Genomic DNA, 20,075 nt, shown 5'->3' with positions numbered 1-20,075 from the left:
CGGGGTCGTTAGTGTTCCTGGTATATATGCAGGACCCATTCATGGTTTCTTATTTGGTGACGCTTTTGATAAAGGGCTTACTTTCAAAATGGGCCAAACCCATGTACACAAGTATTTACCACAATTATTAGAATATATTGAAAATGGTGATTTATCACCTGAAGCTATTATTACTCACCGTATGAATTTGTCTGACGCTGCTAAAGGTTATGAAATTTTCGAAAAGCGTGAAGAAGAATGTCGTAAAGTCATTTTAACTCCTTGATTTTTCAAATTTACCCTTAACATTTAAGAGTTAAGTCATAGCTGCTTTAACGAGATTATCTTAAATAATGATTATCGCTAAAGCAGCTAGTAAAAAAATCTTTAACTTATTTTTCTCTGCACACGACAAAAAAATAAAAAAGTCTGTTAAAGCAAAGGCATAAATGTAGAAATCTTCAATCAAAAAAACCAGAGAGCATAAGCAATCTGGTTATCAAGTACTCTTTAAATTGTCATCTGCCAACGGTAAGCTGCCCACCAGAAAAGCTAATACATGATTCGCAGAACCAAGATGATTGTTTTCTGATATAAGGTATACCCTAAGGGAATCAGCTGTTTCACCCCAAAAGCCTATTAACAGACCACTTAAAACAGACTGGTATAATGAAACTACTTTTAACAGACCATTAGCCATAGCACTGTATCGTATATAAAGTGAATCTACTATAAGTTTATAACCACAGCAAACCGCAGTAATTCTTGCTAGAATAATCGCAGTCTTCTACTCATTATTAAGTTCACTTATGCCTGCATTTGCTATTAAACCGCTTACTATTCTTCATACCTCCGACTGGCATTTGGGACGCAGACTTTATGGGCGCATGCGTTATGAGGAATTTGAAGCCTTTTTGAGTTGGCTACAAGAGACCATTAGCGCGCAAAAAGTGGACGTACTTATCGTTGCCGGTGATATCTTTGACACCATGACGCCAAGTAACAGAGCCCAAGCGCTGTATTATGAGTTTTTAGGCAAAGTATCAAAATTGTGCTGCGAGCATATTGTCATCGTCGCGGGCAACCACGACTCCCCGACTTTTTTAGATGCTCCAAGTAAAGTCTTAAAGTTTCTAAATGTCCATGTCATCGGTACTGCTTGTGACGATTTAAATGATGAAGTGTTGGTTTTAGACGCGATTGATGGCACACCGCATTGTATTATCGCCGCTGTGCCTTATCTGCGTGATCGTGACGTTCGAAATAGTCATGCTGGCGAGTCTACGGATAGCAAAGACGCCAATGTTATCAAGGGTATTCGAGCGCATTATGATGAAGTGGCTAGCATTGCCAAAGCAAGACAGGAGCATTTAAGCGACGCTCATCAGCGCCATATTCCTATTATCGCGACGGGGCATTTATTCGCCGCAGGTAGTAAAACTACAGAAGATGATGGCGTGCGCGATCTTTATGTTGGCTCGCTCGGTCAAATCTCCGCTGATATGTTTGATGATGGCTTTAATTATGTGGCACTTGGGCATTTGCACGTACCGCAGCGCGTCGGCGGCTGTGAGCATATCCGCTATTCAGGCTCGCCTATCGCCATGGGTTTTGGCGAAGCAAAGCAGCAAAAGCAGGTTTTATTGGTGCAATTTGGTGCCACAGAGCAGGATATTGAAGAAGATGCTAAAGACAACATCACGCCAGCAGGACCAAACGTGCAGAATGAACCTTCTCTATCCTCTACCAAAGCCGCAGTAAAAAAAGCAGCCACTCAAACGCCTAAATTTATGGATGATTTATTTGCTTTTGTTGAGCAGGAAGAAAACGCAGTAATTAACGTCGATGAAGAATCCTTTACTCAGTCAGAGGCGGTACAGCTTGATTCCACTTTTACAACGTCTGATTTAACATCTCAACGACTGCATCATGATGAGTCACGGCAAATGCAGGTAATCTCGTTGCCGATTCCTTGCTTTCAAAAATTGGCGCAGATAACGGGCGATTTGACTACCATCGCTGCTACGATAAAATCATTGCAACCGTCAGAGTCTATTTGGCTAGAAGTGATTTATGACGGTGATGAAATCGTCAATGAGCTGCGTGAAGAAGTGAATGCCATGATCGAGGGCTTAACTTGTGAAGTGTTAAAAATTAAAAACACGCGAACGTATAATAAAGTGCTCAATCAACAGCAAGCCTCTGAAAACTTACAGGACTTAAATGAGCTCGATGTGTTTGATAAATGCCTAGAAATCAATGGCATTGCCGATACGCAAAAAGCGTCATTACGCAGCGCTTATCAGCAAATACTCCATAATATCTACCATGATGACAGTCGGGCTGAGTAAATGAGCAATGAGCGCGGCATTAAAACATAAGCTCCAAATCCCAATCACAACCATCCATTCAAACGACAAAGACCGAAACATGCGCCTAATCGAACTGCGACTCAAAAACTTAAACTCTTTAAAGGGCGAATGGCATATCGATTTTGCTGATTCTGCGTTTATCAATGAAGGCATCTTTGCCATTACTGGGCAGACCGGCGCGGGCAAGACCACGATTTTGGATGCGATTTGTCTTGCGCTCTATGGTGAGACACCGCGGATTAATAACATCAGTAAAAGTAGCAACGAGGTCATGACGCGGCAAACGGCAGAGTGTTTTGCGGAAGTGGTCATTGATTTAAATGGCACGCAATATCGATGTCGATGGGGGCAGCGCCGCGCTTATGGCAAGGCTGATGGTAACTTGCAAGATGCCACCCATGAAATCGCTTTGGTAACGCCTAAAACTGACGATGACAGTAATGCCGATAGCAAAGATGACAAGCTTAAAGGCGATGAAATACTAGAAAGCAAACTGTCACGCACCAAAGAAAAAATTGTTGAGCTGACACGGATGGATTTTCAGCAGTTCACGCGCTCCATCTTACTGGCGCAAGGGAGTTTTTCCGCGTTTTTAAAGGCTAAGGCCGATGAGCGTGCCGATATCTTAGAAAAAATCACGGGTACAGATATCTATGCGACGATATCGACCCATGTCTTTGAAAAAAAACGCGCGGAAGAAGAGATTTTAAATAAACTACAGTTTGGCTTAGATGGTTTAACGTTATTAGACGCCGATGAAGAAGCACTGATTAATGAAAAATTAACCTCGCATCAAACTGCGCAAACCAAACAGCAAAAACAGTATCAACGACTACAAGCCCAAATCAATTGGCTCGAAACGGTGGCAGAATTACAAAAGAACGTCGATAATTATCAAAATGAAGTTACGGCCGCCAAGCAAGCGCAGACGGATTTCGCTCCTGATGCTAAGCGACTTAACGCCGCCAATAAAGCCTTGGAGATTGACAGCCAATACAGCCAACTTGCCCATAACCGGGACACTGTCAAGCGTTTGCAAAATGATCAGCAGGCGCTAACTCATCAGCTGCCGCAGCAAGAAGAGCGCCTTGCGCACGCGGTGATTACGCTAAAAGCAGCTGACGCTCATACGCAAAGCGCACATGACACGCTGCAAATCACGTTACCAAAAATTGCTCACGCTCGTAAGCTAGATGCTGCAATCGCTCAGCAAATGCAGGTGTTAAATGATCAGCAGAAAAGAAGACATAGCCTAGCGACCAATACGCAAGGCTTACGCCAAGAGATAGAAAACCATACCGTCCAATTCAATCAGGACAAAGCCCAGTTAGCAATGATAGAAAAATACTTGATTGACGCCGCCGCTTTGCGCGATATAGATACCGATGCGGCAAATTTTGATAGTCATGGCAGCCGCCTAAAAGCGCTGCTGAAAGATAATGCCGCTTTGGCAGACGAAAAAATTATTCATCATCAGAACATAGGCCAATATCAAACCAAGCTCGATGAATATCAGCAGCAGCAAGATGCTACCAACGCTTTGATTGCCAAGGCGTATGAAGCGCTATCCGCTTTGCAAAAACAGCAGGCGCCATTAACCCAAACGCAATCATTGGCTGCTATACGTGATGAGCAAGAGCAGATTGAGCACACGCACAGCCAGATAGAGCAAGTGAGCTTTAAGGCACAGCAAATTGAAACGCTTGCTACCCAAATCAATAAGATAAACACTGCCCTGCCGACCATTAATGATGCCTTGACCAAACTGGCGGCGAGCATTACTGACAACGAAGCGCTTATGGCAGACGCCAAGGGCCGCCGTCAAGATAAACAAAAGCTGCTCGATTCATGGCAACAGGTTGCCAGCTTAGAGCGTTATATTACCCAACTAAAAGAGGGCGACCCTTGTCCACTTTGCGGTGCGCGCGAGCATCCTTACGGAGCGCATCATCCCGTATTGAACAAAGAGGTAGCCGAAGTGACTCAAACACAGCAGCAAATAAGCGAGCTGGATACGACGATCAAGGCGCTAGAACAAACCCTATCCAATCATCGTATTGAATATGCCACCACACAAAATCAGATTAAGCAGTTGCAAGAGCAAAAAACCCCCCTCCATGAGCAGATAAAAAAACTGTGCGCGGACAGCAATGACTTAATACAGCCGATTTTGGCTAAAACCTATTCTAACGCCGTGACCGCAAGCATGACTCAGCTTAGCCAAATTGGCATAGATATGGATTTGTTGACTAAGCAAATAGCGAACGATTCAGCTGACGATTCAACCCTTATAAAAGAGCGCTTAGTAAAAGAAAATTTATCGTTGCTAGATACGATTAAAGACCAACTTGGCGAGCGCAAACAGTCTCTAAAAGATATGCTTGTACAGTATGAAGCGCTTAGCGATGATTTTGCTAAAACAAGAAAAACCATTGAAGACTTTGAAAAGCAGCAGTATCGGCTTGCCAATGATATTTATGAGATTAAGAGCAACACTCAAATAAGCGCAATGGCTTTGAACGCTATCGATGAAAAAATCTCGACGAATTTTGCCGAATTATCCCAGCTTAAAGACGCTATATTAGCGATATTAAATAAGTATCTTGCGGGCAAGTATGAGCTAGATGCCGTTACCAAACCTGCTGCTTTGCAGCCATTGCTGGCGAGTATTGACCAGCAAGTTGTGCTAAACAAAGTTAACTATGAGGTTCATCTTGATACGCTGCGTCAGCAGCGTAGTAGTTTGGTGCAACTAAAGCAGCAGTTTACTGCTTATAAAAATGCCCAGCAAAACCTAATCACTGCGATTGGCAGCGTTACTGTGCAAATCGAAACCAAGCAAGCCCAGTTGGATAAACAAGAGGTTGAGCTTGATGATTTGCTGCAGGCAATTATTGCGAAATCTGAGATGCTGGCGCAATTAACGGCTGAGCGGCGCGATATTTTTGCAGATAATATTTTTGCAGGCAATGTGCCAAACACTGATAATGATAATAGCAACATTAATATCAATCCTGATGAAGAAGAAACAAGGTTACGCACTATCCTTGAACAGGCGCATACCGAACAAGCAGCAGCGCAGCGGCAGTTAGATAGCACTGAGCTCACCTTTAAACAATTACAAAAGCAACAGCAACAGCTTGCCGACCAATTAACGAGTGCTACTACTGCCCTCACCGCTCAAGAAGATATCTTTCAAGCAGCGCTCGCCACCTCTGACTTTATTGATGAAGCAGGATTTTTGCGCGCTCGCCTTCCTGCCGCAGAACGTCATAGCTTGACTGAACAGCAGCAGCAAATAAGTGATACGCTCAAACAAGCGCAATCCTTGTTAACTCAAACCATGCAAGCGCTGGCAGAGAAAAAGTCGACACCTTTAACCACTGAAGATAGAGAAACGCTAGTCGAGCAGCAGCAGCTCATACAAAACGAGTTGCAGCGCTTGATTGAAGCAATCGGTGCCATGAGCCAACAGCTGAAAGACAATGAAGAGAAAAAGGGCAACCAGCAAGCGCAGCGCCAAGCGATTGCTCAGCAAAAAGAAACCCTGCAAGTCTGGCGACAGTTGAACGAATTGATCGGCTCAAGTAGTGGCAAAAAGTATCGTACTTTTGCACAGGGCTTAACCTTTGATATTATGGTGACCCATGCCAATGCCCAACTACATAAAATGAGCGATCGCTATCTGCTCACTCGTGATGATAATAACCCGCTTGAGCTCAATGTTATTGACAATTATCAAGGCGGTGAGGTTCGCAGTACCAAAAATCTCTCGGGCGGTGAAGGTTTTATTATCAGCTTGGCATTGGCACTCGGACTGTCGCAGATGGCCAGTCATAATATTCGCGTCGATTCACTATTTTTAGATGAAGGCTTTGGTACGCTCGATGAAGAATCTCTGGATATTGCCCTCGATACCTTGACCAGCTTGCAACAAGAAGGCAAATTGATTGGGGTTATCTCGCACGTTGCCGCCTTAAAAGAGCGTATTTTGACCCAAATTCAAGTCACTAAGCTCTCAGGTGGCTTTAGTAAAATCACTGGGCAAGGCTGTTATCATATCGCCAGTTAACGGCTAAAAGGTGGCTCATTTATGAATAGTATAGTTAAACCCTTTCACATGAATACGCGATTGATGATTACCTTTATAACTATTGCTTTTATTTTGAGCTTTTCGACTGCGCATGCAACGATTCATTGCGCTGGTTACTTACCGAGCAGTTATTTTGAACGCGTTGAAAACAATCAGCCGTTTGCTGGAAAGTTAGTCGAACAAGCCGATGGCACGCAGCAGTTGCAGGAGTTAGATGGCAGAGTCATTACAAAGGATTTAAGGGATGCTTATGTCGTGATGGATAAATACGTCATAGCCAAGCAACACGGTAAATATGGTGTTATCAATGCCGCTGGCAAGATTATCATCCCTTTTAAATATGACACTATCCAAACCGAGCCTGATATTGCGACCAGCTTTATGGTTGGCGTTAATTCAGCAGATGATGAGAACAAGCAGGGTATTATCGATCGTCATGGCGAATGGATATATTCACTAGCTGATGTTCGTATCGAACATGCGCACTATGACTCTGATTATGACCAAGACTATTTTAAAGTGACCAATAACAAAGGGCTTACAGGGTTGCTCGATGATAGAGGTTATTGGGCCATCATGCCGCAATATGAGGCGCTTCGTCCATTAAACGCTTGTACAGGTCAGCCTTTATATCTGCAAGTCAGCTTAAAAGACAAAACGGCGCTCATTGCTCAAAATAACGAAATCATCATTCCTTTTGCAGCCGATCAACACATTGAAGCTTTTAATAGTTCTGCGCCGCCATTACTCTTTCTGCGCAGCACTTTAACCACTGGTAGCACCGCTACGGGGATGAGCGAAGATATGCAAGACAAAATTCTTAGCGCTCAGATTATTGATACTAATGGTAAGCCCATCCTCTCATCAGAAGCACCGATTAGAAAGCTACTATATCATCAGCTTTATACCTATAAACGAGCGGGTAAGTTTGGGATTGTTGATCATAAAGGCGATGTGATACTAAAACCTCAATTTGATAGCTATCGTGACGATGCAGATAAGGTTTGGGTTGAAAAGAATGGCAAAATGCGCCGTTTGAATACATTCATAACCTTAGATTAGCGCTTTTACTGCTCCTATTTATCATCCAAGTATTTGGACACTAGAAAGAAAAAACCACCGTTAAATCATAACAGTGGTTTTTTAGTCAAATGATAGGATTACTTTTATTTGGTCTACTATTTGCTCACTAAGCCACTAAGCTCACTCATCAATACTGATAACGTTGATAAACTGATATCACTTTCATCATTGCTATCAATTTTTTGCATCTCTGCGGTGATGGACTCAAGCTGGCTAGCATGGCGTGATTTCCAGTCACTAAATGCTTCTTTAGCATCAGGTTGTGTTAATAAAGTATCCATCAGCATCCGCAGGCTGCGTGAGACTTCGTTGACAAGCGCGTGACGCGCACGGCGATCCCAGTGGTCTTGCTGCGGTAAGTTGGCGATATTGTCCATCATCCAGTCCAGCTGCAAGACGTGGTAGGCCTCAAAGTACAAGGTCGCAATCTCATCGACCGGGCGCTCATACTGCTCAGCCAACAGCGCCGCATCTAGCGCGTCAACATGATAAGGCAACATCGCAAACATCCCAGCATCATTAGCAGTCAGATCATTTTCCATCAAGCTGGTGGTGTCTTCTTGCAAGTATTCTGAGAATTGCTGCTCGATAAAACCACCTGCTTTGGTCAATTTCTCGACGCTATCCTCAAAGCGATTGATCATATCAGCAACGTGCAAATCCTGACCAAAGGCATTGATAAACCACACGACCCCATTTTCAAGGGCATCACGCAAACGCAGCTCAAGCTCGAGTAGTAAGGTTGCATCGACTTGATTATCAAGAGATTCAAGTTTCTCCCATGCTTTTGAGATGTGGAAAACATCACGAGCAATCGCATAACCGCGCGCAATCGTAGCAAGCGTTTGTCCTGTTTCCTCATGTAGGCGGAATAACGCTTCGATACCTAAACGGTTGACGATGTTATTGGTCAAATAGGTGCTGATGATTTCACGGTGCAGGCGATGTTCTTTCATCTCATCAAAGAAGCGTGAGGCCAGCTCGTCAGGGAAGTATTGACGCAGCTCATTGACGAAGTACGGCGCATCCGGTAAGTCCGACAATAGTAAATTGTCATAAACCCACATTTTGCCGTACGCCATCACAACGGCCAGCTCAGGATTGGTCAGCCCCGTGCCGGCTTTTTGGCGTCTGGCAATTTCTTCATCCGATGGTAGATATTCAATCGCGCGGTCAAGACGACCCTCACTTTCTAACATTTGAATAAAGCGTTGATGATCACTTAAATTTGCCGCCGCGCGCAGATGGCTAAGCTCAAGCGCTTGCGGTTGTAGATAATTTTGGCGCAGCACCAATTCAGCGACCGTATCGGTCATAGACTCTAACAGCTCATTACGCTGCTTGAGCGTCATATCACCTTGCTCGACCACTTTACCAAGCAATATCTTGATATTAACTTCATGATCTGAGCAATTGACGCCGCCTGAGTTATCAATGGCGTCGGTATAAATGCGCCCGCCCGTTTGCGCGTATTCGATACGCCCTTGCTGAGTAAAACCTAAATTACCGCCCTCGCCAACGACCGCCGTACGCAGCTCACCACCGTTGACGCGCACGGCGTCATTGGCACGGTCACCGACATCGGCATGACTTTCATTAGCACTTTTTACATAGGTTCCGATACCGCCATTCCAAATCAAATCAACCGGCGATTTTAACAGCGCGCTGATTAAATCATTGGGTGCTAAAGCATCCGCTTCAATAGCGAATACTTCTTTCATCTCAGGACTGATAGCAATGGTTTTATCTTGACGTGAGAACACGCCCCCACCTTGACTGATGAGTGATTTGTCATAATCGTCCCACGTCGAGCGCGGCAGATTAAATAAACGTTCACGCTCGGCATAAGACGCTGCGGTATCAGGATTCGGATCGATAAAGATGTGCAAATGGTTAAAGGCTGCGACCAACTTAGTATGTGTTGATCTGAGCATGCCGTTACCAAAAACGTCGCCGCTCATATCACCGATACCAACGACGGTAAAGTCATCACGGTTTTGAATGTCCATACCGCGCATACGGAAGTGGCGTTTGACCGATTCCCAACCACCGCGAGCGGTGATACCCATGGCTTTATGGTCATAACCGACCGAGCCACCTGAAGCAAAGGCATCATCTAACCAAAAATTATATTCGGCAGACAAAGCATTGGCGATATCAGAGAAGGTAGCGGTACCTTTATCGGCGGCAACGACTAAGTATGGATCATCCTCGTCATGACGCACTGTGTTGGCTGGCGGGACAATCTTGCCATCAACAATATTATCAGTCACATCAAGCATACCGCGCAGGAATGCTTGATAACAGGCGATACCTTCTGCTTGAAAGGCTTCGCGACCATCGGCCATGGTTTTGGTCTTAACGATAAAACCGCCTTTTGAGCCAACCGGGACAATCACCGCGTTTTTGACCATTTGTGCTTTGACCAGACCGAGGACTTCAGTACGGAAATCCTCCATTCGGTCCGACCAACGTAGGCCACCGCGAGCGACTTTGCCGCCGCGTAAATGCACCGCTTCAACGCGTGGCGAGTAGACAAATATCTCGAACATTGGCTTAGGTTTGGGTAAGTTGGGAATGTCTGCCGCCAAGAACTTAAACGACAAGCGGTCTTTACGTTGACCGTCCGCTTCTCTTTGATAGAAGTTGGTTCGCACCATCGCGTTAATCAAATCTAAATACCAACGCAGGATACGATCTTCATCTAAACTACTGACACCAGCCAAGGCAGTGTTGATTTGCTCTCGAGTTTGACTGGTTTTGCTGGCACGTTCCTCTTCACTATATTTAGGGTTCATACGCGCGTCGAATAGCTCGCTTAGGGCGAGGCTAATTGCGCTATTTTTCACCACGGTTTGCTGGATATAGGCACTAGAGAACGGCGCTTTTGCTTGTATCATATAACGCGACAAAGCTCGTAGTATTACCACGTCATAAGTATCGAGTTTGGTGGTTAATACCAACTCATTAAAGGAGTCACTCTCAACACGACCTGCCCAAATTTGCTTGAGGCTGTCTTCAAACTGTGCGCGCACTACTTGCATATTAATGGTATCAACATGCTCAAGCACCAGCTCATACTCTTGCATCCAAATTGGCTGTTCTGGTAAATCGAACTCATAAGTTTGGGCAGAGATGACCGATACGCCAAAGTTTTCTAGCACCGGTAAGACTTTTGACAGAATCACAGGGTTTTGACGACCGTATAGCTTTAGGTGCAATTGATTGCTGGCGTCGCCCGTTGATTGATATAAATGCCAAATCATTGGCTGCTCATCACTCAAGCCTGCCAAACGTTTGGTGTCTTCGACCGCTGTGCGCGCATCGAAGCGTTCTTGATAGGCTGCTGGAATATAACTTAAAAAGCGGCGCATTAAGGCATTGGCTTGCTGTTCGCCCACATTATCGAGCAGCATTTTTTGGTAATTATCGCTCCATGACTGCATAAGAGCCGATAGTTTATCTTGCAGCGCCCCTGTATCTACTTCGTTCACTTGACCTGGCACAGTTCGAACATGCACATGGACGCGGGCGTGTTCCGACTCGTTAAATTCCGTCGTAAAGCCAGAGGACGTACCACCGTAAGCGTCTTTTAGAACATTTTGCACTTTAATACGCAGCTCGGTATTGAATTTATCGCGCGGGATATAGACCAAGCAGGACACAAAGCGCTGATAATGGTCGACGCGGCTAAATAAACGTAGGCTTTTTTTGTCCTGCAATTGGCTAATGCCAGAGACGATAGGGTATAACTCTTCAACGCTGGCTTGAAACAGATCGTCACGTGGCAGAGAATTAATCACATGCATCATTTTATGATACGCATGACCATGACGCGGTAAATCCGCCATTGCCATGATTTTATCGGCTTTTTCACGCAGTAGTGGAATCTGTTGTACGCTTAGCTGATAAGCTTGCGCGGTAAATAGTCCAATAAAACGATATTCGCCAATCAAGGTGCCATCGGCATCAAACTTATGAATGCCTAAAAAGTCCATGTATACCGGACGATGGACGGGTGACACGCGGCTTGATTTAGATAGCATCAATACGCGCGGCTCGGTTAATAGTTTTTTCAGATTATTTGGTAGCTCATTAAAGCTCTTTGAAAGCGTATCTTCACTACCGCTGCGCAATAGCCCAAGACCACTATTACCAATGGCGTATAAGTCTAAATTATCATCATCCTCTAAGCGGTATTCGCGATAGCCCAAAAAGATAAAATGATCGTCTAATACCCAATCTAAAAACGCTTGAATCTCTTGCTGTGAATAATATACCTCTGGTAAATTATTCGCAGCCAGCTCCGCCTTTATATCGGTCAGCTTGCTGCGAATCTGCTGCCAATCATCAACGACAATATCGAGGGTATCAATTTTTGCGAGCAGCATTTGCTTTAGCGCTGCCAATTCTTCATCGTTTTGATAAGCGATTTCACAATGAATGAGAGACATTTTTGAGGTATTGCTTTCGTGCGCACTTTCAACATGGGTAATGTCGCCATTTTCGTCGCGTTCAACCCCAATAATAATGTTATAGGTGCGATGAACGTCGATACCTTCTGCCTCTAGGCTCATCAAAATGGTATCTACTAGAAATGGTCTGTCATAAGCGACTATTTGAATAACGGTATGAGAGCTATGAAAATGCTGCTCTTCTGCGATTGGATTTAAAATAGCAAGCTGCGGTTGATGGCCGTCATAGGCTTTGAGTAAGGTAAAATGGTGGAGAGCCATCCCAGCCAAATCAATATTACTCATATCTTTTGCCGCTTCTTGATGCAGCGTCTGATAATAGCTATGAATAAAATGGTCAAATAGCGATTTGTCCTTTTGTACATAACTGGTGGCAATATCGCTTATCTGGCTGATCCGCTCTTTTGCGATATTTAGGGTATTAGGCATGTCCGTTGTCCTTTGATATAGGTTTGTTGTTCTCGTTTTTTAATAACCAATTATTGGTCTTCACTGTTGCCAATCTATTAAATTGTAACGCACCTCAACGCATAGCTAAAGCGTACAACATCATTTCATGAATCAATAAGATGTCGATAACCTTTGATAATGAGACAGTCTTTAATAATGAGATAATAATATTCTAACGCTGTACTCTATCTAATACTTGCTGGCACGTGGATACTCATGACAATCACGGCAATTTTTTGTTAGAATACCGCAGTATGTTGCAGCAGATTTTACTGGCTCACTATTAACTCCCAAAAAACTAACTCGCAAACAACTCACAATGAATTTTGATGCTAAGGGCAAGACGTATGATGAATATTTTGGTGATTGGCTCAGGTGGTCGCGAACACGCACTTGCATGGCAGTGTGCAAAAGATGACAACGTACAAAACATTTATGTCGCGCCTGGTAACGCTGGCACCGCTCTTGAGCCTAAATGCCAAAACGTCACGTTAAAAGATTCAGCCGATGCTGATGAGCACAGTGCGGTCATCGAATTTTGCCAAAAAAATAGCGTTGATATGGTGATTGTCGGTCCAGAAGCGCCATTGGTAACAGGAATTGTTGATGCGTGCCGTGCCGCTGGTGTTAAGGCTTGGGGTCCAACGGCTTATTGTGCGCAGCTAGAAGGCTCAAAAACCTTTGCTAAAGAATTTATGGCGCAAAACAAGATTCCAACTGCGGCATACCAAGGGTTTACAGACGCTGCTGCTGCTAAAGCTTACATTGATGAGCAAGGCGCACCTATTGTGATCAAAGCCGATGGTCTTGCTGCTGGTAAAGGCGTTATCGTTGCCGAAACTATCGAACAAGCGCATGAGGCGATTGACGATATGCTTGGCGATAATAAATTCGGCGATGCTGGTAGCCGCGTGGTCATTGAGCAATTCTTGCAAGGTGAAGAAGCCAGCTTTATTTGCATGGTAGATGGTGACAACATCTTACCGATGGCAACTAGCCAAGACCATAAGCGTGCATTTGAAGGGGATACTGGTCCAAATACTGGTGGCATGGGTGCTTATTCTCCTGCACCTGTCGTCACTCAAGACGTTCATGACAAAGTTATAACGCGAGTTATTCAACCTGTCGTTAATGCGATGAAAGCTGCTGGTCATCCTTACACTGGGTTTTTATACGCTGGGCTGATGATTGATGAGGCTGGCGACCCGTATGTCATTGAATTTAACTGCCGTTTTGGCGATCCAGAAACGCAGCCAATTTTGATGCGTTTACAATCATCGATGGTTGACTTGGTCGCCCAAGGCTTAGATGGTAAATTACCGACTAAAGCTAAGTGGGATGAGCGCCCTGCCCTCGGTATTGTTGTTGCGTCAAAAGGTTATCCTGAAACCTCATCAAAAGATGATGTCATCACAGGCTTGCCAGAATTGGATACCAACAATCAAAGTTCGGTAAAAGTCTTTCATGCTGGCACGGCGTTTTCTAATCAAGAGGCGCTTAGCGATGAAAAAGAAATCGTAACCAATGGCGGTCGCGTATTATGCGTGACGGCATTGGCTGATAGTATTTCTGGCGCGCAGCAAGCAGCCTTAGCAGTGACAGGGGCGATTAGTTTTGATGGCGCGCATTATCGCCGTGATATTGGTCACCAAGCGATTGCACGTGAAAACGTCTAGTACGACTGAGTTCATTTAAAAATTATATTTTTAAAGCACCATAATTTTTATAAGTATTCGACTTAGTATAGCGCTAGGTCGTATTTTTTTGCTCTCTAATAGCAAGAGCGATTAATAGCCATACTTAAAATTACAAAGTAACTGATAACGCTTAGCTAAGGCATCTCAACCTATCTGCCATTATATGATACAATTTTGTCCCAGTACGTCGCATCTTCCTTGTATTGTCGGCTTTACGCCCGCAAATCAATAGCAACCGGATGAATGATTATATTTATGGCAAATGATACCTCTAGACCTTCTAATAATAAAACGTCTAATAATAAGCAATCTATCGACAACTTAAAAACCTCAGGGTTTGAACGTCGTATGTCTATTGCTAAAACCTCCTTAAATATTGGACGTCGTTGGGCGGGTAATAGTGTGTCTGGTATGTTTTTAAATAAAGAAGCACGGACGGCACGCAACCAGATATTTATGGAAGAACAGGCAAATTATTTGGCAGAAGAGTTGGGTAAATTAAAAGGATCTGTGGTAAAAATCGGTCAAATGTTAGCAATTTACGGTGAGCACGTATTACCGCCTGAAATCACGCGAGCCCTGCAAACGCTCAATGACGATACTGCAACTCTAGCATGGCCAAAAATTGAGCTGACATTACGGCAGCTACTAGGTACTAAGTTAAATGAGTTAGACGTTGACCCGATTCCTATTGGTACCGCTTCCCTTGCCCAGGTTCATCGCGCTACTATATTAGCAACTGGCGAAGAAGTGGTATTAAAAATTCAATACCCTGGTGTTGCTGACGCTATCAACTCTGACTTGGCTTTATTTAAGCGTCTCTTGAGGGTTAGTAATATCGTGCCACAAACACGGGCGCTCGATGCTTGGTTTGATGAGATACGCGACCTACTCCATCATGAAGTCGATTATGAAGCGGAAGCCGCGACCACAGAGCGTTTTTATGAGCGGCTACTTAACGACCCGCGCTATATTGTTCCCAAAATTAATCGTACTTACTCAACCAAACGCTTGTTATGCATGTCTTATGAGCCGGGCATCACTGTAGTTTCTGAAGCTCTGCAATTATTGCCGCATGAGCGCCGCAGTGCCATCGGTCAAGCAGCTATTGAAATCATGATGCAAGAAATTTTTGTTTGGGGTGAGATGCAAACAGATCCAAATTTTGGCAATTATCTCGTCCGTGTTGCTACTGATGAAAGTGAAATTGATAAACTGGTCTTGCTAGATTTTGGTGCGATTCGCCAGTTTGATGATAACCTATTAACGATTGCACATGGGCTATTGCGAGCAGGATATCATCATGATCACGAGGCAATGAAACGAGCCATGACGGGTTATGATTTCTTTGATAGCATGAGTGATAAAGTACGTTCTGACATTGCTTCATTGTTTTTATTGGCTACCGAACCTTTTAGTGACCCAGCCTTAAATCCAGATATTCCTGATGATTGTTTGGATGAGCAGCAGCGTTATATTTGGGCAAATAGCAAATTACATACTCGCCTTTCAAATGATGCCACGCGAGCAATGCAGTCTTTCGAATTTAACCTGCCACCTAAGGAATTTATGTTTATTAGTAGGAAGTTTATTGGTGCTTACACGTTTTTGACTGTGTTAGATGCTCATACGGATTCTAATAAGCTAGTAAAGCCTTTTTTATAATGTAAAAATTTGGATGTTTTTTGGACCGCCTTTTTGTGGCGGTCTTTTTTTGTTTTGTTTTTATTTGCTTAGGCTATTTTTTAGGTATATCCTAAAATCTATTTAATTTTAATTTTGTCTTTATTAGCTTGTGCCTTTAAGAATAAATATCTTTGCTTAGGCTATTTATTTTTCTGCGCTTTATGGTTAGTTTGTCAATTATCAAACCTGGTCTTATAACCCTCAGGCTTGCGCAAGGTTAACTGCCAACAAGTTTCTCCACGTGCCAAATACTTAACCTCAAAATGAGTGCGTTGACTATCGCTTGCTACTTGATGACGCGTGTTTGGAAGACGCCAAACCTCATTGGCTTGCCGCTCTGCATTATCTATATACGCTTCTATATTAGTAGCTAGAATCACTTCTCCGCCTACTTGCAAACGAGAAAGTAAAAACTCAAAGAAAGGCATATTTAACCATTGTTGATTGGGATTGTGTTGCTCAGGATTGGGATAGAGTATAAAAATACGTTCGATACTGTTCGGTGCGATGGCATGAACAATCCACGCGATGGCATCGGCATGAATCGCACTCAGATTGCTTAATTTCTGCTGCTCTGCCAATTTAGTAAAAGCATCGAACTTATTGCGCGTGCGCTCGATAGCTATTAGATGTTTATCAGGACTTTGTCGCGCAAAGCTAAGCGCATGCTTGCCCTTCCCTGCCCCAATCTCTAATACCATAGGCAGCGGCCTATTAGCTACTACTGCTGGAATCATAAAATTGCGCGGTGCTGAAAGCTTTTGTGGTTGAAAGGCACGCTGCTGCTGATGCGAAAGCTCAAGATTGTCAGTCATTTACTATCCTTAAGGGATTTGTCATTTGTCATTATTCGACCGCATGCTATTATATAGTCAATTAAGCCCAATAGTAATACAACGGCTTTACTCATTGAATGACAATCATTAATTGACAAATACAACTGCACATTCGCTCCTTCATTTAATGCCATAGTGATTTTATAGATGAAAAACACCCACTATTAATATTCGCTATTGATGATAAGCACTGTTTTGAATAGCAGCCTTTACTAATAGCCCATAGGATATGCCCACTTTTATTATGACTGACTCTACTCCTAACAACAGCACTGACGCCTTACCTAAAACCTATCCTTGTCCACAGTGTGGCAATCAAACGGCTTGGCAAGACAATAAATATAAGCCGTTTTGTAGTCATCACTGCAAGCTTATCGACTTAGGCGCATGGGCAAACGAAGAATACACTCTACCTGCCGAATCCACGCCATTTTCTGATGAGCTTTAACCAATCTCTTTAACCTTTACTTATTCCGAGGATGTTTTGCATGTCTGCTACTTACCTGATGCCCACCTATAATCGTCAACCGATCAGCTTTAATCGCGGTTCAGGCAGTTGGCTTTATACCAAAGATGAGACGCCTTACCTAGATGCCTTGACGGGTATAGCGGTGTGCGGCTTAGGACATTGTCATCCAAAGGTGACTGAGGCTATCCAGCAGCAAGCAGCGACCTTGGTGCATACCAGTAATTTATTCGGTATTGATTGGCAAGAACGTGCTGGCGAAGCTTTGTGTCATGCGGCGCAAATGGACAGCGTGTTTTTTGCCAATAGTGGTACTGAAGCCAACGAAGCGGCATTAAAACTGGCGCGCCTATATGCTAATCAGCAAGGGTTTAAACGCCCAAAAGGCATCGTTATGGAACACTCCTTTCATGGTCGCACTTTGCTGTCGTTATCTGCAACTGCCAATCCTAAAGCGCGTGAAGGTTTTTATACCTTAGATGAAGATTTTATTCGTGTGCCCTTTGGTGATATTGCTGCCATTGAGCAAGCAGCGCAAGACCATGATGATATCTGTGCGGTATTCGTAGAGCCTATCCAAGGTGAAGGTGGCCTTAATACGGCAGCAAATGGCTTTACGTACCTTGAGCAATTACAAGCCGTATGCGATAGTCATAATTGGTTATTTATGCTCGATGAGGTACAAACCGGTAACGGTCGAACGGGAAAATACTTCGCTTATCAGCATAGCAACGCTCGTCCCGATGTATTAACCACCGCCAAAGGCTTAGGAAATGGTTTCCCCGTAGGCGCTTGTATGGTTCGAGGTCGTGCCAACGGCTTGTTTGGCGCTGGCAGTCATGGCTCAACCTATGGTGGCACGCCATTGGCCAGTCGCGTGGTACACAGCGTTTATGAGGTACTTGCCGATGGCAGTATCATGGACAATGCCGTTACTGAAGGGCAGTTTATCCGCGAAAGTATGGTTGATGCGCTTGGGCAATATGGTGTGAGCGCGCGCGGCGCTGGGATGATGATTGGTATCGCCCTCCCCGAAGAGATGGACTGTAGCAGCTTGGTTGATCGTGCGCGTGATGAACAAAAATTAATCATCAACGTCACTGGTAGTCATGTGATTCGTTTGCTTCCGCCGCTCAATATGAGCCGTAATGAAAGCTCACAAGTGGTCGAGCGCTTGGTTAATCTATTAAAACCTTCTTTTTAATTGACTGGCTTAATTAACCTTTCATGCTAAAAAAGCCTATGGATAAGTTATCTATAGGCTTTTTGCTTTCTGACAATTTAACGTAAATGGTTTTAGCGTTTAGGCTTAATTCGCATGGAAGTACTTTTTTAATACTTCTAAGCAGCGCGTAATTTTTGCGGGCTGTTGCTCACGGTTTAAGGTAACTGCATACAAAACGAAACTTGGCATTTGATAACCAGTCAACACTTCGACCAAATTACCAGATTCAAGCTCTTTTTTGACATCCATCTCCATCATTCTAAGAATGCCATGACCTTCTTTTGCTAAGGTCATGGCCATAAACACATTATTAGTATGGATACGTGAGTTCATTTTAATACGTGTTTTTTTGCCCGTTTCCGTTTGAGAAAGCTCCACATAGTTGGCATCTTTCATGATATCGATGCAAATCAGCTGATGGTCTGCTAAGTCTTTTGGCGTTTCAATCTTTTTATTCTGACGTAAATATTGCGGTGAGGCGACCAACATTTGACGTACATCAGATAACGGATGATTGCTTAAGGTCGAATCATTGATATTAGGGCTCATACGTATCGCAATATCAATACGCTCATCAATCATATCGATATAATTATTGTCAGCGAAATATGTAATGCTAAGGTCATCATGCGCCGACATCCAACTAGACAGCGCTGGCAAAATATGATGTACACCAAGCTCAGGTGTCGTTGCAATACGCAAGCTACCAGCAAGCTCATCACGTAATTGATTGACTTTGATGCGGCCTTGTTCGGCAGCGCTAACCACATCTTTTGCTGCCTCATAAAAGCTTGCGCCCGCTTCTGTTAAGCTTAGCTTACGAGTTGAGCGATGCAATAACACCACGCCCAGCTCATTTTCCAAAGCACGTATCTGCTGACTAACCGCACTGGTTGTAATTCCCAGTTCACGAGCTGAACCACTAAAAGAGCCGTGTCCGACCACACTGGCAAACACAGCCATACCACGTAAATTATCTAACATATTCTCACCTAAGCTGCTTTTTAGTTTTTAATATAACTTAACCATTATAGCCGATTATAATAAAACTTACAGTTTTTTAATATCACTCTGATAGTCATTCAAAATGATTTTTCGATTAATAAAACCAAAAATATCAAGGCAATGGAGTCATTCTGCTTTGATATATTGGTAAATATCATAAGTTAGATAAGGGTTTATTGATTAAAAAATACCAGACGTAAAATTGTCGATTGTTTAATATAACTGAACCTTGCCCATTTTTCCTTCACCGCGTTCCGTCAAGTATTGCATGACTGGCGTATTGAGCAATCTAGACTCCGCAACGGTTCTGGCTTGGATCAGGCGTTGTTGTTGACGACGCTCAGGCGTCTTATCATCGGCTTGCATGATAGTGCCATCAATCTGTAAGCTGATATCTGCCTGCGTAAACTGCTCTTTCAATTTTGCAGCGAGCTGCTGAAAGGTCGCTTGCAAATGCTTACTATCCACCGCCGTGACAAACACAGCTTGGTCATTGCAGTGACCAGTCATCATTCCTTGACGCGCTAATGCCAACTCATCTGGTGCCAAACTACCAGCTTCACGGGCACATTGTAGCCAATAGTCCCATTTTTCTGGCGTCCACTCGCCTGTCAATTCTTGCGGCGCACAGCGTAATAAGGAGCGAGGATCTTCAAGCTGTGATAATAACTGAGAATCATTTGCGTCAGGTTCAACAACAGGTTCAAC

At 43.8% G+C, this 20,075-nt stretch carries 10 protein-coding genes and 2 pseudogenes; 8 read left to right on the top strand and 4 right to left on the bottom strand.

Going from position 1 to position 20,075, the window contains the following annotated elements:
- The 4 genes and pseudogenes from B4K26_RS08805 to B4K26_RS08790 form a co-directional block, all read left to right on the top strand.
- Positions 1–265, top strand: a pseudogene (locus B4K26_RS08805) (glutathione-dependent formaldehyde dehydrogenase); the annotation flags it as partial.
- Between the two features lie 523 nt (positions 266–788).
- Positions 789–2,330, top strand: a complete 1,542-nt coding sequence (locus B4K26_RS08800) for an exonuclease SbcCD subunit D C-terminal domain-containing protein (protein ID WP_296244896.1) — start codon at positions 789–791, stop codon at positions 2,328–2,330.
- A 79-nt stretch (positions 2,331–2,409) separates the two neighbouring features.
- Positions 2,410–6,423 (top strand): AAA family ATPase, encoded by a 4,014-nt coding sequence (locus B4K26_RS08795; RefSeq protein ID WP_296244893.1) that lies wholly within the window; start codon positions 2,410–2,412, stop codon positions 6,421–6,423.
- Between the two features lie 21 nt (positions 6,424–6,444).
- Positions 6,445–7,506: a WG repeat-containing protein gene (locus tag B4K26_RS08790; RefSeq protein WP_296244892.1), complete on the top strand. Its 1,062-nt coding sequence runs from the start codon at positions 6,445–6,447 to the stop codon at positions 7,504–7,506.
- A 116-nt stretch (positions 7,507–7,622) separates the two neighbouring features.
- On the opposite strand, the gene B4K26_RS08785 is transcribed toward B4K26_RS08790, so the two are convergent.
- Positions 7,623–12,431, bottom strand: a complete 4,809-nt coding sequence (locus tag B4K26_RS08785) for an NAD-glutamate dehydrogenase (RefSeq protein WP_296244890.1) — start codon at positions 12,429–12,431, stop codon at positions 7,623–7,625.
- A gap of 371 nt (positions 12,432–12,802) precedes the next feature.
- On the opposite strand from B4K26_RS08785, the gene purD reads away from it, so the two are divergent.
- Positions 12,803–14,128: a phosphoribosylamine--glycine ligase gene (gene purD, locus B4K26_RS08780; protein ID WP_296244904.1), complete on the top strand. Its 1,326-nt coding sequence runs from the start codon at positions 12,803–12,805 to the stop codon at positions 14,126–14,128.
- Positions 14,129–14,404: 276 nt separating this feature from the next.
- A complete protein-coding gene (locus B4K26_RS08775; protein WP_296244888.1) occupies positions 14,405–15,814 on the top strand; it encodes an ABC1 kinase family protein in 1,410 nt (469 codons plus the stop codon).
- A gap of 194 nt (positions 15,815–16,008) precedes the next feature.
- Here the strand turns inward: B4K26_RS08775 and B4K26_RS08770 are convergent, their stop codons facing one another.
- The gene (locus B4K26_RS08770) at positions 16,009–16,650 is read right to left on the bottom strand and encodes a DUF938 domain-containing protein (RefSeq protein ID WP_296244886.1); all 642 of its coding nucleotides are present in this window, start codon (positions 16,648–16,650) and stop codon (positions 16,009–16,011) included.
- 265 nt (positions 16,651–16,915) lie between these two features.
- On the opposite strand from B4K26_RS08770, the gene B4K26_RS08765 reads away from it, so the two are divergent.
- Both B4K26_RS08765 and B4K26_RS08760 read left to right on the top strand, forming a co-directional pair.
- Positions 16,916–17,119, top strand: coding sequence for a DNA gyrase inhibitor YacG (locus B4K26_RS08765; protein WP_296244902.1), 204 nt, complete (start codon positions 16,916–16,918; stop codon positions 17,117–17,119).
- A 40-nt stretch (positions 17,120–17,159) separates the two neighbouring features.
- Positions 17,160–18,341: an aspartate aminotransferase family protein gene (locus B4K26_RS08760; RefSeq protein ID WP_296244884.1), complete on the top strand. Its 1,182-nt coding sequence runs from the start codon at positions 17,160–17,162 to the stop codon at positions 18,339–18,341.
- A gap of 105 nt (positions 18,342–18,446) precedes the next feature.
- Here the strand turns inward: B4K26_RS08760 and B4K26_RS08755 are convergent, their stop codons facing one another.
- Both B4K26_RS08755 and B4K26_RS08750 read right to left on the bottom strand, forming a co-directional pair.
- Entirely contained in the window at positions 18,447–19,346 is a 900-nt protein-coding gene (locus tag B4K26_RS08755; RefSeq protein WP_296244880.1) for a LysR family transcriptional regulator, read from the bottom strand.
- 234 nt (positions 19,347–19,580) lie between these two features.
- Positions 19,581–20,075, bottom strand: a pseudogene (locus B4K26_RS08750) (DNA polymerase III subunit gamma/tau); the annotation flags it as partial.

Source organism: Psychrobacter sp. UBA6766 (assembly GCF_002453355.1).
Classification (GTDB): Bacteria; Pseudomonadota; Gammaproteobacteria; order Pseudomonadales; family Moraxellaceae; genus Psychrobacter.
Note: the sequence above shows the minus strand (reverse complement) of the source record. Positions and strands in the feature narration are given on the sequence as shown.

What these genes read in the sequence shown, in the direction of transcription:
- B4K26_RS08800 (WP_296244896.1), top strand. Translation starts at nt 789, where the DNA reads ATGCCTGCATTTGCTATTAAACCGCTTACTATTCTTCATACCTCCGAC.
- B4K26_RS08795 (WP_296244893.1), top strand. Translation starts at nt 2,410, where the DNA reads ATGCGCCTAATCGAACTGCGACTCAAAAACTTAAACTCTTTAAAGGGC.
- B4K26_RS08790 (WP_296244892.1), top strand. Translation starts at nt 6,445, where the DNA reads ATGAATAGTATAGTTAAACCCTTTCACATGAATACGCGATTGATGATT.
- B4K26_RS08785 (WP_296244890.1), bottom strand. Translation starts at nt 12,431, where the DNA reads ATGCCTAATACCCTAAATATCGCAAAAGAGCGGATCAGCCAGATAAGC.
- purD (WP_296244904.1), top strand. Translation starts at nt 12,803, where the DNA reads ATGAATATTTTGGTGATTGGCTCAGGTGGTCGCGAACACGCACTTGCA.
- B4K26_RS08775 (WP_296244888.1), top strand. Translation starts at nt 14,405, where the DNA reads ATGGCAAATGATACCTCTAGACCTTCTAATAATAAAACGTCTAATAAT.
- B4K26_RS08770 (WP_296244886.1), bottom strand. Translation starts at nt 16,650, where the DNA reads ATGACTGACAATCTTGAGCTTTCGCATCAGCAGCAGCGTGCCTTTCAA.
- B4K26_RS08765 (WP_296244902.1), top strand. Translation starts at nt 16,916, where the DNA reads ATGACTGACTCTACTCCTAACAACAGCACTGACGCCTTACCTAAAACC.
- B4K26_RS08760 (WP_296244884.1), top strand. Translation starts at nt 17,160, where the DNA reads ATGTCTGCTACTTACCTGATGCCCACCTATAATCGTCAACCGATCAGC.
- B4K26_RS08755 (WP_296244880.1), bottom strand. Translation starts at nt 19,346, where the DNA reads ATGTTAGATAATTTACGTGGTATGGCTGTGTTTGCCAGTGTGGTCGGA.